This is a genomic window from Cryobacterium sp. PH31-O1 (genome assembly GCF_030063455.1).
GTDB lineage: Bacteria > Actinomycetota > Actinomycetes > Actinomycetales > Microbacteriaceae > Cryobacterium.
Genome location: NZ_JASITB010000008.1, coordinates 57,929 through 72,423, shown reverse-complemented (window position 1 = coordinate 72,423; position 14,495 = coordinate 57,929). Strand labels below are relative to the sequence as shown.

Genomic DNA, 14,495 nt, shown 5'->3' with positions numbered 1-14,495 from the left:
CATCCCTCATTCGAGGGAGGGACTTTTTCGACCCATTCGAGTGATGTCGGTGCGGAATCTCTCCGCCGTACACTTGCCCAAATCGCCACGGGGTGCCGCACAGGGGGCGCACCGAGACCCAGGAGGAGAATCACAATGGAGCAAATCTCGATTATCGGAGCTGGACACGCCGGAACTCTCTTGGCGGTCGGGCTGGCCGGTGCCGGCTACGATGTGCGATTGTTCAGCGACAAGGATGCCGAGGGTATCCGCGACGAGACCTCCCCAACGGGCACTGCGGCAATTTTCGCCGACTCGGTGGCTACCGAGATTCGTCTCGGGGCTGCGGACTATTCAGATCAGGGCGCTCCGATGGACGCGGTCCACCTGTTTTTCTCTCCCAAGGTGGGGCAGGAGCTCATCGCTTTTGGGAGCCCGCTCGAGGAAGCGGCCGGGCTCGCCACGGACGTGCGGCTCAAGTCCTACGACCGCATGAAGCAGCTAGCGGCGCTCGGCGGAGATATTCAGATCGAAACGGTCTCTCTGCGCAGGCTGGACGAGATCGCGGCGGCAAGCGCGCTGACCGTTGTGGCGACCGGCAAGGGCGGGCTGTCTGCCCTCTTTCCTCGCAATGCAGCGCGCAGCGTGTACGACGCGCCCCAGCGCAAACTCGCCATGATCCTGGTGCGCGGCATCGCCTCCGACGGAACGGCGTTCAGCAACCGGCTTCCAGGGATGACCCCGGTCTGCTTCAACCTTTTCGGCGGCGCTGGGGAAATTTTCTGGGTTCCGTTCCTGCACAAGAGTGGCGAAAGAGTCTGGTCGCTGGTCTTTGAAGCCCGCCCGGGCGGACCGTTTGACCGGTGGGACCAGGTGACTGATATCCATCAGGCCTTCGCAACGGCCAAGGCACTCATTCAAGAATTCGTCCCCTGGGACTGGCCGGCCATGGAGAACATGGAACCACTCCTGGACGATCCGTTCAGTTGGCTCACTGGGTCTTTTGCCCCGTCGGTGCGTACCGGGTCCGGTGTCACGAGCGGTGGTTACCCGGTGATGAGTCTCGGCGACACCTCGGTCAGCTACGACCCGATTTGCGGCCAAGGTGCCGGTTCAGGCATCCGCCAGGTCGGGCAGTATTTCGACGCCATCTTGGCGCGCGGTGACCTGGCCTTCAGCCGGGACTGGATGGATGACACCTTCGAGGCCTTCTATGCCAGCCACATCGAAGGCGCCTACCGTTTCACGAACACTTTCTTGGAGCCCTTGATTCCAACGGGGGTGCGCGTCATGACGGCTGCGTTTGCGGACTCGCGCTTGCGCGGCCCGTTGCTGAAATCCTTCAACCGGCCGCCGAGCGCCTTCCCCTGGCTGGCCGAGAAAACTGAGACGGACAAGTGGATCACCCACCACACCGGGCGCTCCGCAGCATCGGTCGTGGCCCGTGGAAACGCCAAAGCATTGGGCGCCATGATCAAGAACACGGTCAGGGGAGAGAACTTTCCCCGAGCCGAGGCGACTGAAATTCCCTCCAGCGTTCTCGCCCGAAACTCGTAGCGCAGACCTCTGGCCCGCCTGGCACACGGTGCGGTTCTACAGCGACCTGAAGGAGACGACCCCACATGAATGTTTCGGATTCAACGGCCGACAGGTTCGGCGCCGACTTTGCCGGGAGCCTGGCCGCGTTCACGAGCGCGCTCACCGAAGCCGGCAGCCGTGGCGAGGTGCAGGACGTGTGTATGGCCACACTTCCCGGCATGATCAAGACCAAGGCGTTCGGTATCTACCTGTTCGAGGTTCCGCGCGAGGCTGCGGCGATGGCCGCCGCGACCGGGGTGAGCGATCGCTTTCTCACCCTGTACGAACACTTCGGGCGCCACGTTGATCCAGTATTGCGCGAGGCCGTTGCCAGCAAGAAGCCGGTGCACAGCTCCGGGCTGATGTCGGAGTCAGCGTGGGTCGACTCCTCCTTCTTTCAGGAGGTCCTCGCGGTGCACGACATGCGCATGGTGCTCGAGGCTCCCATCCTCTTCCGGGGGCAGGTGCTGGGAACGCTGAACTTCGCCGATCGCGATCAGAACGCGTTGTCATCCTCGATAGAGCAGGTAATGGCCGGCACGCTTGGCAACGTCGTGGGCCTGGCTGTCGGCGGCATGACGGAGCGGCAGGGGGTATTCACCGAGCGAGACCAGCTGCTCGAGGCATTTCAGCGCTCCGACCAAGCCATGGTGGTGAGCGACACCACGACAGGCAAGCGCCGCATGAATCCGGCCGCGATTGACCTTCTGCACAGGCTGGCGCCGAACAACCCTCTGCTGTGGTTCGAAGAGTTGATGGCGGCGGCCCGCACGTCAAAGGAGAGCCTCTGCCAGGTCTTCTCAAGCGAAGTTGTCGTGGAGGGCGAAGAGCGCCGAGTTGCGCTGCGGAACTTCACCTCTACCACCCACGATCGCACCGTGTTGGTGAGCGTTATCGAGTTGAATGCGTCGATCCAGTCCGCTAAAGCGCTCCCGGCCGCGTTGGCACGCGATCTCTCACCGCAGGAGAGTAGGGTCGCTGGCCATGTGGTCTTCGGCCGCAGCGACGACGCCATCGCCAAAGCGCTCTCCCTCAGCCCGTACACGGTCAAGCAGCACGTGAAGTCGGTCTACCGCAAGCTCGGCGTGCACTCGCGCGTCGAATTGACCCGACTGGCGCTGGGCACAGCCGCAACGAGCCCGCCGCCCCATTTTCCCTCCCCGGATGAACCCACTGATCGGAGCCAGAAATGAATCCCCACGCCAGAAGCGTCATCATCACCGGCGGTGCCACCATGATCGGCGCCGCGGTCGCGGAAAATTTCGTCAACAACGGTGATCAGGTCGCCGTCTTCGACATTGACGTGGTGGCCGGAACGGAGGTTGCCGCTCGCCTGGGTTCGGCGGCGCGCTTCTACGACGTCAACCTGACCGACGACGCTGCGGTCGCCCGAGCGGTCGCTGATGTCGTCGCCCGCCAGGGCGGTGTTGATGTGCTCGTCAACCTCGCCTGCACCTATCTGGACAACGGGCTCGCGACCACCCGGGCCGACTGGCTCACAGCGCTCAACGTGAACCTGGTCAGTGCCGCCATCGTCACCCAGCTTGTGGTGCCGCACCTGCAGAATCGGCGCGGCGCATCCGTTGTCAATTTCACGTCCATTTCGGGGGATGTGGCCCAGGCCGGCCGCTGGGTCTACCCGGCGAGCAAGGCCGCGATGAGCCAGCTCACGCGGAGCATGGCGATGGATCTCGCGCCCCACGGGATCCGGGTGAATTCGGTGTCACCGGGCTGGACCTGGTCCTCCGTGATGAATACGCTCAGCGGCGGTGATCGCGCGCGCACCGATGCGATCGCCGCGCCGGTACACCTCACCGGACGCACCGGGAACCCGTCCGAAGTCGCGGCCGTGGTCGCATTCCTTTGTTCTGATGCTGCGTCGATCGTGACCGGCGCCAACTACACGGCTGACGGCGGGTACTCAGCCATGGGTCCTGAACGTGCCGACCAACTGATGGCCCAGCTGACCAACTAACGCAGTGACCACACCACAGGAAAGGACAAAGCAATGACCATTTCAGCAACCACAGCGACGCCGTTTGACAGCGTTGATCTGCGAAACACCCTCGGCAAATTTGCGACGGGTGTCACCGTGATCACCGCTCGGGGAGCTGACGGGCGGCCGGTCGGAATGACCGCAAACTCGTTCACCTCCGTTTCTCTTGATCCGCCCTTGCTGCTGTTCTGCCTCGCGAATTCGGCCGGAAGCCTGCCCGACTTCGTCGCGGCCGAGGCCTTCGCCATCCACGTGCTTTCGGCGGATCAGCACCTGCTGTCACGCCAATTCGCCACCCCCGCTGCCGACAAGTTTGCGGGACTCAACGTGGCAGAAGACGCAGCCGGTGTACCGGAAATCGAGGGTGTCCTCGCCCGATTCTCGTGTCGCACAGTGTCGCGCACCCAGGAAGGCGACCACACCATTTTCATCGGCCAGGTCGAGAACTATAAGAAACTCGACGGCGACCCGTTGCTGTTCTTCTCCGGCGGATACCGGCTTTCCCAGGAGCATCCGGCGGCGCCGAGCCGGCGCCAGTAGGCGGCAGCGGGCACCGAGGTGAAGGCATCAGTCGGCGGGCTCGTCCGAGAAAGCCGACTCAAGCGGAACGAGACAGCGCGAACCGCTGGTGCCCGGCAGAAGGTCGCCAGCCACATCAGCGTCTGTCAGCGCGCCCTAGGCTGTTCCCATGACAGCCAGCGCACTCATCGGCACCGTTGCCGCGCCGGATCTGCACGTCATGAGTTTCAACATCCGTCGACGCCTGCCGCACCTCAACGCGCGCAGCCCCGATCGGTGGGTGCACCGCCGGCCGCTGCTGAAACGACTGCTCGCGGCGGAACAGCCCGCCCTGATCGGCATGCAAGAAGCATTGTTCGACCAGGCGAACTTCGTGCGTCACGCGCTCGGCGATGGTTACCGCTCGATCGGCTATGGCCGGGAAGCCAACAAGGGCGGGGAAGGCTGTCCGATCTTCTACGATTCACGTCGACTGCGCGTGCTCGAGTGGAAGCAGTCGGCACTCTCCGACACACCGTCGCGGCCGGGTTCCACCTCGTGGGGCAATCACACTCCGCGGGTCGTCGTTGACGCGTCCTTTCGAGACATCGCCACCGGCGTCGAGTTTCAGGCCGTGAACACGCACTTTGACCACCGCTCCCGCTCCTCGCGGCTGCGATCCGCCGACGTACTCCGACGAATCGTGGCCGCATCATTGCTACCCACTATCGTGACCGGCGATTTCAACACGGATGCGGCTACCGCCCCCTATGACCGTCTCACCGGCCAGGGCCTGCTTCTGGATGCCTGGAACACAGCAGAAGAACGCGTCACCGAAGAGTGGGGAACGTTTTTGAACTACCGCCCGCCGCAGCGCAACCTCAAACGCATCGACTGGCTCCTCGTCACGCCCGGCGTCACCGTGCTGAAAGCCGCCATCAACGTGAATCGCTATGAGGGCGGCTGGCCCTCGGACCACGCCCCGATGCAAACCGTCGTGAATTTCGGGGCACCGCCCTCGAAACTCGAGAAGTGACTTCGCACTGACCTGTTCTCTGGGAGACACCGAACCTGGCAGATTGAGATTTACTCGCCAGGGGGCCGTCGATAGCGTCGGTTGCGGCTTTGTGGTGGAGCAGTCGGAACCAGGGCACCCTGTTCGATGAGTACTCGCAAGCGAGGGCGCAGGGAGTTTGTGCTGCTCTGTGTAATTGTCGCCAGCTCGTTGATGCTGAGTTGATCATTTTGCCCGATGGCCTTGATAATCCTCTGATCGAGACTACCTCCAGGGTGTTTGGCCGGTGGCACCGCAACGTCCGAGAACAGGGTGTTTTCGTTCAACTCGGCATCGAGGAGTCCTGGACCCGGGCGGTATGCGCCGCCAGGTTGCGACGGGAATCGAAGCCAGCTGTCGGCCACGAGTGCTCGCAAAATCAGTCGCGCGTCGGTGGAATCCATGCCAAATTGGGCCCGTAAAAGTTGATCTTCGACGTCGTAGCCCCGATGCACCAGGGCCAGAGTTCGCTGCGCATCGGGATCCAGCGACGCTGCCCCGATGCCCGACAGCCAGGAGGACATCTCCGGTGTGAGCAATCCATGCCGGTCGAGGGTGACGGTCATGCTGGTGGACGTAGCGGTGAAACGCGGAGCGGGGAGTCCCATTCCACCCAGCACACCAGCCATCCGCAAGATTCCCGACCCAGCGTTTTCACAGACGGTTTCGTCTCTGTCGGGGAAGGGGACTTCCGTGAGCAAACTCGCGAGCACTTGATTGCGAGAGCGAGAGCTGCCGTCGAAAAGATCTACCACCCTGCGACCGCCCCAGATGCCACCCGGGCTCCAGACTTCCAGCCGGTCCGGGTAAATCTCCACTCGCACTTGGTCGCCAAGCGCGAAGTCGCTGTAGTCGCGATGGGTGAGGGCATTGGCAATGGCCTCGCGCACGGCGTCCACCGGGATTTCTGGTTCATCCGCAGCTCCGGCACCACGGGAAACGCGCCGCATCTTGAGATTGCTCAGGACCGCGCGAACGGCATCGTCGACCATCACGGGGATCGGACCCTCAATGACCTGGCGGTCGAGCATCCGAATGTCGCCGACGATATCGGCTTTAGTGCGTCCCGGGTAGGCCGCAAATGTGATCATCAGCTGAGGGAAGTACTGCTGGGGGTAGCGCCCCAGGGTCAGGAGCCCAGCGCGCGTCAGAACTCCGCCGGTACCTATGACATTGTGCCGCTGCAGAATATCTGCTGTTGCCGTCAGATCCGCGATCGATCGCGCGCGCGTTCTTCTCAGCCGCGCAATGAATTTATCGACGAGGGCTGGGTCCAAGTCAGTGATCGTCGAGCCGGCAACGAGTGCGCTGTCGTCACGAGGTTGACCGCGGTCCGAGGTCAGGAGAAATATTGCGTAGGTACTCATGCGCCGATCACCATCACCCACCCGCTCGTAGGTGCCAGCCTCGACGCCTTGATTCGTGACGTATGACGGCTTGCTTTCTGGGGGGAGCTCGGCGACGTCGACGATCACGACCTGGGCGCCGTCGACGTCGACTATGTCGATCGCGCCGACGGGGCGTGGACTGATGGGGCCAGCTGGTTCGGAAGGTCCGCGCGGCCGAAATGCATCGGAGATTGAATCACGGATGCGGGCTGCGTCGAACCCCTCGGCTGGGTTGAAGCCATTTTCTTCGGAGAGACCGAGGATGATGAGCCCGCCACCATGGTTGCTGAAGGCGCTGACTGTGGGCCAGAGACTCTTGGGCAGCTCGCGGACGGCAGCTTTCACCTCGATCTGTCTCAGATCCGTTCCAGCGCGTCGAATGCTGCTGATGACTTCTCTGAGCGATCCCTGACTAGTCTTCACTGCGCCCTCACTATATATTCACTGTAGTCTCACTATAGCTCTCAGTGAGAAAATGAGTCAGGCCAAAGTGAGCAACTCTGCGGCGTCGTGGTGCGGCCGGCGCTACTGGGCGGCGGCACGCTCCTGGGCGCGCAGGTCCTTGCGCAGGATCTTGCCCGACGCTGACTTGGGGATCGCGTCGATGAACTCGACCGCGCGCACCTTTTTGTGCGGGGCGACCCGCTCGGTCACGTACGCCATGACCTCCTCGGCCGTGACGGCCGACTCGGGCACGACGACGACGTAGGCCTTCGGAATCTCCTGGCCGTCGGCATCCGCTACCCCGATCACGGCCGCATCCGCAATCTCTGGATGGGTCAACAGCAGCGCCTCAAGCTCGGCCGGTGCAATCTGGTAGCCCTTATATTTGATGAGCTCTTTGCTGCGGTCGACGATGGTCACCTCGCCCTGCGCGCTCACCGTGGCGATGTCGCCGGTGTGCAGAAAACCGTCTGCGTCGATGGTCTCCCGGGTGGCCTGCTCGTTGTTCAGATAGCCGAGCATCACATTCGGGCCGCGCACCAGCAGCTCGCCGGGCTCGCTCACCCCGCTCTCGGGCACCACGATTTCCTCGCCGGTCTCGGTCGATACCAGCTTGCAGTCCATGTTCGGCACGGTCACGCCGACCGAGGCGCGCGACAGGTGCAAAGCGTCGATCGGAATCAGGTGACTCACCGGGCTCACCTCGGTCATGCCATAACCCTGCAGAATGCGGCAGTCGAGCCGGGTGGCAACGGCCGCCGCGAGGGCGCCGTCAAGCGGCGCCGCCCCCGAGAGGATGGTGTGCACGCTCGACAGGTCGTACTGCTCGACCAGCGGATGCTTCGCCACGGCTACCGCAATCGGCGGCGCGATGAACACGTAGCTGCAGCGGTGATCCTGGATCATGCGCAGGAACTCGACGAAGTCGAACTTCGCCATGGTGACCAGGGCGGCCCGTTGTTTGAAGGCGAGGTTCAGCAGCACCGTCATTCCGTAGATGTGGTAAAACGGCAGCAGAGCGAGCACCTTGTCGTCCGGCACGACGCCGATCAGGTCGCGGGCCTGCTGCACGTTGGCGACCAGGTTGCGGTGGCTGAGCATGACACCCTTCGGCGCCGCGGTAGTGCCCGACGAGTACGGCAGAACGGCCACGTGGGTGGCGGGGTCGATGCTGATGACGGGGGCGGCGGCATCCGCTTGCAGCAGATCAGCCAGGGACGGATGCCCCGCCTCACCGTCGAGCACGATGATGTTCTCGTTGGAGATGCCGGCGGCGTGAGCGGCGGCCCGGGCGCCAGCCAGCAACGGTGAAACGGTGACGAGCCAGGTGGCGCCGGAATCGTCGAGCTGGCGTTGGATATCGTCGGGGGTGTAGAGCGAGTTGATGGTCGTGACCGTGGCGCCGGAGCGCAGGATTCCGTGGAAGACGGCGGTGAATTCGGGGGTGTTCGGGCAGAGCAGCCCGATGACGGTGCCAGGGCCAACGCCGTCGGCTGCGAGGGCGCCGGCCACCCGGTTGATCTGATCGACCAGGGTGCGATAGCTGATGCTCGCGCCGCTGGCGCCGTCGATGACGGCGGTGCGATCGAGCTCCGCGTCAGTGAGATCACCGAACAGGTAGTCAAAAATGCTTTGCACGGGAATCTCGACGGGAGCGTAGGGGCTCGTGAACACGGGGGATCTCCTTTGATCGGGTGCAGGCGTTCACGGTACTGCCCCGGGCTTCGGTGAAACTGTGCGTTGGGTGCCAGTCAGCCCCGGTTCAACTCGTCGATGATCGCGCCCAGGTCGCCCCGAACGCAGTCGCTGCGCGCACTCAGGCTCAATGCACTGTCTTTAGCTACAAAAATTAACGGTCCCGCCACGTTCGTTCCCCCCACAACCCAGTAGCCGAGTTCTTCTTCGCCCGACGTCTGCCCGGGTTCTCCATCAGGGACCCCGGTTCAGCCAGTTTACGCGGTCTCCTCTGCAGAAACAGTGGCCATGACGCGTTCACCTGCCCGTTACCCAGGGCGCCTGTGCCGTTCGGGCGACCGGCTTAACGTGAGTGAACGTAATGCCCCGACCAGGAAGGTTTCACGTGGCAATCCACAGCGCACGCACCACTTCTCCCGCAGCGAAAGCGGCCTTCGCGGCCGGCGCCGCCGTTCTGCTCACTCTGAGCCTGGCCTCCTGCTCGGCAGACCCGGCCGATGCGACCGGCACTGACACCACCGGCGTGAGCTATGCCGCCGATGAGAACACCCTCGTCTTCGGGGTGGTGCCCGACTCCGTCGACACGCAGACCAACTACCAGCCGCTGATGGACTACATCGGGCAGGAGACCGGCAAGACCGTCGAGTACCACGAGTCGACGGACTATGCCGCCCTGATCGAAGCGGCTATTGCCGGCAAGATCGACGTGGCATCGTTCTCCGGCTTCACCTACATCACCGCGACCAACAACGGCGCGGCCATCACCCCGATCTCCTCGATCGTCACGACCGAGGGCGAGGTTCCTGGGTATTACTCGCAGGCGATCGTTCCGGCCGACAGCGACATCACGACGCTCGAGGAGTTCGCCGGCAAGAAGGTCTGCTTCGTCGACCCGTCGTCGACCAGCGGCTACCTGTTCCCCTCCTACAACCTGCTCGAAGCTGGCGTCGACCCGGTCGCCGACGTCACCCCGGTGTTTGCGGGGAAGCACGATGTGAGTGTGCAGAAGGTGGGCGAGGGCAAGGAATGCGAGGTCGGCTTCGCCGAAGACAGCGAGGTCGCCAAGAGCGACAAGGTCAAGGTGATCGCCGAAACCATGGTTCCCGGTGCGCCGATCGTCGTCTCCGACACCCTGCCCGACGAACTCAAGACCACTCTCACCGAGGTGCTTGGCCAGGTCACCATCGACGACATCATTACCTCCGGCGTGACGAGCGCCGACACCCAGGCCTTCCGCGACACGTTCTACGCCACCGAGCCGGTCGACGACGCGTACTACGACACCATTCGCGACATCTGTGTGAAGACGTCGGCCTCGCAGTGCCAGGGCTGACAGCGACTCCAGGCGTGGTGACCGGTTCCGCCCTCGCGGCGGAACCGGTGATCGACGTGCGCGGTGTGACGAAAACCTTCGGGGAAACCACGGCCCTGAACAACGTGTCGCTCACCGTCGCGCGCGGCGAGATCGTGGTGTTGCTCGGGCTGTCGGGTTCGGGCAAATCCACTCTTTTGCGGCACCTCGACGGCCTGGACCGGCCCGATACCGGCACGGTGACCGTGCTGGGTTCAGAGGTATCGGGACTGAAGGGTCGACCGCTCCGCGCCCTGCGCGGTCGGGTCGGCTTCGTCTTTCAGCAATTCGAACTGGTCGGATCACTGACCGTTCTCGAAAATGTGCTGACCGGAGCCCTGTTTCGGGTGCGCGGACCGCGGCTGGGCCTCTGGGGCTACCGCCGCGAACTCAAGCTGGCCGCGCTCGGCCACCTCGACCGCGTCGGCCTGCTCGCTCAGGCCTACCAGCGCGCCGACACCCTCTCCGGCGGGCAGCAGCAACGGGTGGGCATCGCCCGGGCACTCATGCAGAACCCCGATATTCTGCTCGCCGACGAGCCCGTGGCTTCGCTCGACCCGGAATCCAGCGCCCAGGTCATGGCGCTCATTCGTGAGATCGCGATCGACAGCGGTCTCACCGTGGTGTGCAGCCTGCACCAGGTCGACCTTGCGCTGTCCTGGGGCGATCGCATCGTCGGCCTGCGGCACGGCGAGGTCGTGCTCGACACCTCCACCCAGGGCCTGTCCAAGCAGAACGTGATGGAGATCTACGGCCGGGTCACGACCTCGACCGGTGAGCTCGACGCGATCGAAACCGAACTGGGCGCCATAGAACAGGGTGAGCCCGACGAGCAGGACGAGCTCGACCTGCAGACGTTTGCCTTCGCGCGGGACAACCGGCGATGACCCTCACGCTCGAGCATCCCCGGCCCGGCCCAGCGGATGCCGCCGCCCCGCAGCATCGCACCCCACAGCATCGCGCCCAGCCGGAGAAAATCGCGGCCGGGCTGACCCTGCTGGCGCTGGTGGTGGCATCCGTTCTGTCGCTGGTCAGCGTGGATATCTCGCTGCCGCAGATGGCGGCGAGCTTGTCGAACGCCACCCGGTTCTTCGACCGAGTCGGCGTCATCAGCTTTCCCGCGCCGGGCGAGCTGCTCTACCTGACCGGCCTCACGGTGGGTCTCGTGCTGCTCGGCACCCTGTTCGCCGCAGTCTGTTCGGTGCCGCTGGCCTGGCTGGCCGCCGCGAATACCTCGCCGGGTCGGGGCTGGATGGGCCTGGCTCGTTTTCTTGGTGTGCTGGCCCGGTCGGTGCCCGACGTCGTGCTCGCGATGGTGTTCGTGCTGATGTTTTCGCTGGGCACCCTGCCGGGAATCCTGGCCATCGGCATCCACTCGATCGGCATGATCAGCAAGATGTTTGCCGATGCGATCGAGCAGATCGATGAGGGTCCACGCTTGGCGATCCGCGCGGCGGGCGGCAGCCGCTCGCAGGAGTTCTTCGCGGGCGTGCTGCCGCAGGTGCTTCCCTCGTGGGTCGCCACCGTGCTGCACCGCAACGACATCAACCTGCGCGGGTCGGTCATCCTCGGCTATGTCGGCGTGGCCGGGCTCGGCCTGGAGATGTCGTACGCCTTCAAATCGCTCAACTACTCGCTCGGGCTCGGCATCGCCCTCGTCATGTTCGCGCTGTGCGTCGTCATGGAGATTGTGTCGAGCTCGGTGCGCGTCGTCATGCTCGGCCAGGCCCCGACCGGTCGCGGGCTCGGCGACCGGCTGCTGCGGCGACTCGGCGTGACCGGGGTGACAGCGGATGCCTCGCACCATCCCTGGACCTACGCCCGGCTGCGGAACGCAGCGTGGGGCGTGCTCTTCGTGCTGGTCGTCGTCGGCAGCGTCTGGATCTGCGACATCAAGTGGGGCGACTTTCTCACGGTCTGGTCCTACGTGCCCGAGACGGCCGCCAAGTTCTGGCCGCCGAGTTTCGGCAGCTACACCGCGCCCGTCATGGTGGCCGCGATGGGCGAGACGATCGCGATCGCCCTCGCCGCGACCATCCTGACGATCGTCGCCTCGATCGTGATCGGGTCGCTCGCCGCCCGCAACGTGGCACCGTCGGCTCGGGTGCGCAGCGGAATGCGGCTGTTCCTCGTCGCGATCCGCGGCATCCCCGAGATCATCCTGGCCATCGCGCTCATCGTCGTGACCGGCCTCGGCGCCCAGGCCGGCACCATCGCCCTCGCGATCGGCGGCGTTGGCCTGCTCGGTAAACTGCTCGCCGACTCGCTCGAAGAGGTAGGGCCCGGTCCGGAACAGGCGTTGACGGCCGCGGGCGCGACTCGCCTGCAGGTCTATGCCGGTGCGACCGTGCCGCAGGGTATGAAAGCACTGATCGGCCACAGTTTCTACCTGCTCGACACCAATATTCGGGCGGCGACCATCCTGGGACTGGTTGGCGGCGGCGGGGTCGGCTATTACCTGCTGAACGCCGGCCAGGGGTCTCGGTATGACCTGGTCACCACCATCGTGCTGATGATTCTTGTCACGGTGCTGGTGGTCGAGGGCCTCGCCATGTGGATGCGCCGGGTGTTCCGATGACGGCCTTCGACGTTGTCGTTGTCGGCAGCGGCATCGTGGGCCTCGGGCACGCGCTCGCCGCGATCGACCGGGGCCTGTCCGTGGTCGTCGTGGACCGCGCGGCGGCGCCGAGCGGGGCATCCGTTCGCAATTTCGGGCACCTCTGTTTCACCCCGCAAAGCGGACTGGCTCGTCAGTTCGCCGCGCTTTCCCGCCCGATCTGGCTGCGGCTGGCGACGGATGCCGGCCTCTGGTTGCGCGAATCGGGCACGGTCGTCGTCGCCCGCCACGACGACGAGATGACGGTGCTGCGCGAGCTGGCCGACGAGCGGGGGAGCGTATCGGTCTTCGGCTCCGGCCAGCCCGATGTACTGCTGCTGAGCGCTGCCGAGGTCGAGGCGCGCCTGCCGCTCGCGCATGGCACGGCCGTTGGCGGGGCGCTGCTGCCCTGGGATCTGCAGGCCAATCCCCGCCAGGCCGGCACCGGCCTCGCCGACTATCTGGCCGGTCGGGGCGTCGTGTTTCGCTACCGCACCGCCGTCACAATGGTGTGCCCTGGAAGGGTCACGACGACGCGTGGTGCGATCGACGCCGGAGCGGTCATCGTGGCGGTCAACCACGACATCGACCAGTTGTACCCCGAGGTCGCCCTCCGTGACGGCATCCGTCGGTGCGGCCTGGACATGCTGCGCGTCGACGCTGGTCTGCGTTCGCCGCTGCCCGCACCGGTTCTCACTGGCTGGTCACTGCTGCGCTACGGAGCGTTTGACGAGCTGCCGGCTGCCGCCCTGCTGGGCGAACGACTGCGGCGGGAGTATCCGGCGCTCGCCGAACTCGACCTCAACCAGATGTACACCCAGCTGCCCGACGGCTCACTGATCGTTGGGGACACCCACTATCGCGGGGCATCCGTCTCGCCATTCCAGAATGAGAATGCGTTCGAGCAGTTGCTGAAACTCGCCGCTGAGCTCTTCGGCGTGCCGCGCCCGCGGGTGCTCGAACGGTGGCAGGGCGTCTACGCCAGCGGCCGCGCCGACTTTCTCATCGACGAACCCGAACCCGGTGTGCACCTCGTTGCGGCGACGACCGGGATCGGCATGACGACCGGTCTCGGCCTCGCCGAGCATGTCATTGCCTCTGTCTGCGATTCCATCCCCTCACTGAAAGGCACCTCATGAGCACCGCACCCCTCTCCCTCGATCTCGATCTCGACCTCGACCTCGACCAGGATGACTTTGACACCGAAGACGTCGACGTCGAACTCGTCGTCTTCGACATGGCCGGAACCACGGTGAGCGACGATGGACTCGTCGAACGGGCCTTCGTGCGCGCCGCCGAGCGCAGCGGCCTGGCCGAGACCACCGACCAACTCGAGGAAGCCGTCGCGTTCGTGCGCGAGACCATGGGGCAATCCAAGCTCGATGTCTTTCGCGAACTGGCCGACTCCGAAGAGGCGGCTGTCGCCGCGACCGCCGCTTTCGAAACCGCTTACGGGGAACTCATCGAGCAGGTCGGTGTGACGGCGATCGCGGGCGCCGCCGACCTGTTCCAGGAACTCCGTGACGCCGGAGTGAAGGTGGCCCTCGTCACCGGATTCTCCCGGGCAACGCAGAACACGCTCATCGAGAAGCTCGGCTGGAGCGACCTCATCGACGTGAGCGTGTGCCCGGCAGAGGCCGGCCGTGGCCGCCCTTACCCCGACCTGCCGCTCACCGCGCTGCTGCGCACCGGGGCGTCGAGCGTCGCCGCCATGGTCGTCGTCGGCGACACGGCCAGCGACATGCTCTCCGGCCTGAATGCGGGCGCCGGCCTCGTCGTTGGTGTGCTCACCGGCACCCACGACACCGACACCCTCGAGGACGCCGGAGCTGACGTGGTCATCAAGAGTGTCGCCGACCTCGCCGAACTACTCGGTCTGCGTGAGAACACGATCGAGTAGTCATGACCGAATACGA

General features: G+C 64.8%; 12 protein-coding genes. 10 read left to right on the top strand and 2 right to left on the bottom strand.

Going from position 1 to position 14,495, the window contains the following annotated elements; translation table 11 throughout:
* Positions 1 to 135: 135 nt before the first annotated feature.
* The 5 genes from QMK31_RS15640 to QMK31_RS15620 all read left to right on the top strand — a co-directional run bounded on the left by QMK31_RS15640 (position 136) and on the right by QMK31_RS15620 (position 5,087).
* Positions 136 to 1,536, top strand: coding sequence for a styrene monooxygenase/indole monooxygenase family protein (locus tag QMK31_RS15640; RefSeq protein WP_283501880.1), 1,401 nt, complete (start codon positions 136 to 138; stop codon positions 1,534 to 1,536).
* Positions 1,537 to 1,601: 65 nt separating this feature from the next.
* Positions 1,602 to 2,750: a LuxR C-terminal-related transcriptional regulator gene (locus QMK31_RS15635; protein ID WP_283501879.1), complete on the top strand. Its 1,149-nt coding sequence runs from the start codon at positions 1,602 to 1,604 to the stop codon at positions 2,748 to 2,750.
* Complete coding sequence (locus QMK31_RS15630; RefSeq protein ID WP_283501878.1) at positions 2,747 to 3,532, top strand: SDR family oxidoreductase; 786 nt, start codon at positions 2,747 to 2,749, stop codon at positions 3,530 to 3,532. The genes QMK31_RS15635 and QMK31_RS15630 overlap by 4 nt, the downstream gene beginning before the upstream one ends.
* A gap of 33 nt (positions 3,533 to 3,565) precedes the next feature.
* Positions 3,566 to 4,093, top strand: a complete 528-nt coding sequence (locus QMK31_RS15625) for a flavin reductase family protein (protein ID WP_283501877.1) — start codon at positions 3,566 to 3,568, stop codon at positions 4,091 to 4,093.
* Between the two features lie 148 nt (positions 4,094 to 4,241).
* Positions 4,242 to 5,087, top strand: coding sequence for an endonuclease/exonuclease/phosphatase family protein (locus QMK31_RS15620; protein WP_283501876.1), 846 nt, complete (start codon positions 4,242 to 4,244; stop codon positions 5,085 to 5,087).
* A gap of 50 nt (positions 5,088 to 5,137) precedes the next feature.
* Here the strand turns inward: QMK31_RS15620 and QMK31_RS15615 are convergent, their stop codons facing one another.
* Both QMK31_RS15615 and QMK31_RS15610 read right to left on the bottom strand, forming a co-directional pair.
* Entirely contained in the window at positions 5,138 to 6,838 is a 1,701-nt protein-coding gene (locus QMK31_RS15615) for an ATP-binding protein (RefSeq protein WP_283501875.1), read from the bottom strand.
* Positions 6,839 to 7,018: 180 nt separating this feature from the next.
* A complete protein-coding gene (locus QMK31_RS15610; protein WP_283501874.1) occupies positions 7,019 to 8,611 on the bottom strand; it encodes an AMP-binding protein in 1,593 nt (530 codons plus the stop codon).
* 406 nt (positions 8,612 to 9,017) lie between these two features.
* Here QMK31_RS15610 and QMK31_RS15605 point away from each other — a divergent pair, with 406 nt between their 5' ends.
* The 5 genes from QMK31_RS15605 to QMK31_RS15585 are packed head-to-tail and all read left to right on the top strand — an operon-like array spanning position 9,018 to position 14,479.
* Positions 9,018 to 9,965, top strand: a complete 948-nt coding sequence (locus tag QMK31_RS15605) for a phosphate/phosphite/phosphonate ABC transporter substrate-binding protein (RefSeq protein WP_283501873.1) — start codon at positions 9,018 to 9,020, stop codon at positions 9,963 to 9,965.
* Positions 9,966 to 9,979: 14 nt separating this feature from the next.
* Positions 9,980 to 10,870: a phosphonate ABC transporter ATP-binding protein gene (phnC, locus tag QMK31_RS15600; protein ID WP_283501872.1), complete on the top strand. Its 891-nt coding sequence runs from the start codon at positions 9,980 to 9,982 to the stop codon at positions 10,868 to 10,870.
* Positions 10,867 to 12,561, top strand: coding sequence for a PhnE/PtxC family ABC transporter permease (locus tag QMK31_RS15595; protein ID WP_283501871.1), 1,695 nt, complete (start codon positions 10,867 to 10,869; stop codon positions 12,559 to 12,561). The genes phnC and QMK31_RS15595 overlap by 4 nt, the downstream gene beginning before the upstream one ends.
* Entirely contained in the window at positions 12,558 to 13,718 is a 1,161-nt protein-coding gene (locus tag QMK31_RS15590; protein WP_283501870.1) for a TIGR03364 family FAD-dependent oxidoreductase, read from the top strand. The genes QMK31_RS15595 and QMK31_RS15590 overlap by 4 nt, the downstream gene beginning before the upstream one ends.
* Positions 13,715 to 14,479 (top strand): phosphonatase-like hydrolase, encoded by a 765-nt coding sequence (locus QMK31_RS15585; protein ID WP_283501869.1) that lies wholly within the window; start codon positions 13,715 to 13,717, stop codon positions 14,477 to 14,479. Before QMK31_RS15590 ends, QMK31_RS15585 begins: the two co-directional genes overlap by 4 nt.
* The last annotated feature ends 16 nt before the right edge of the window (positions 14,480 to 14,495 follow it).

Coding starts and splice junctions, on each gene's coding strand:
- QMK31_RS15640 (WP_283501880.1), top strand. CDS start 136: ATGGAGCAAATCTCGATTATCGGAGCTGGACACGCCGGAACTCTCTTG.
- QMK31_RS15635 (WP_283501879.1), top strand. CDS start 1,602: ATGAATGTTTCGGATTCAACGGCCGACAGGTTCGGCGCCGACTTTGCC.
- QMK31_RS15630 (WP_283501878.1), top strand. CDS start 2,747: ATGAATCCCCACGCCAGAAGCGTCATCATCACCGGCGGTGCCACCATG.
- QMK31_RS15625 (WP_283501877.1), top strand. CDS start 3,566: ATGACCATTTCAGCAACCACAGCGACGCCGTTTGACAGCGTTGATCTG.
- QMK31_RS15620 (WP_283501876.1), top strand. CDS start 4,242: ATGACAGCCAGCGCACTCATCGGCACCGTTGCCGCGCCGGATCTGCAC.
- QMK31_RS15595 (WP_283501871.1), top strand. CDS start 10,867: ATGACCCTCACGCTCGAGCATCCCCGGCCCGGCCCAGCGGATGCCGCC.
- QMK31_RS15590 (WP_283501870.1), top strand. CDS start 12,558: ATGACGGCCTTCGACGTTGTCGTTGTCGGCAGCGGCATCGTGGGCCTC.
- QMK31_RS15585 (WP_283501869.1), top strand. CDS start 13,715: ATGAGCACCGCACCCCTCTCCCTCGATCTCGATCTCGACCTCGACCTC.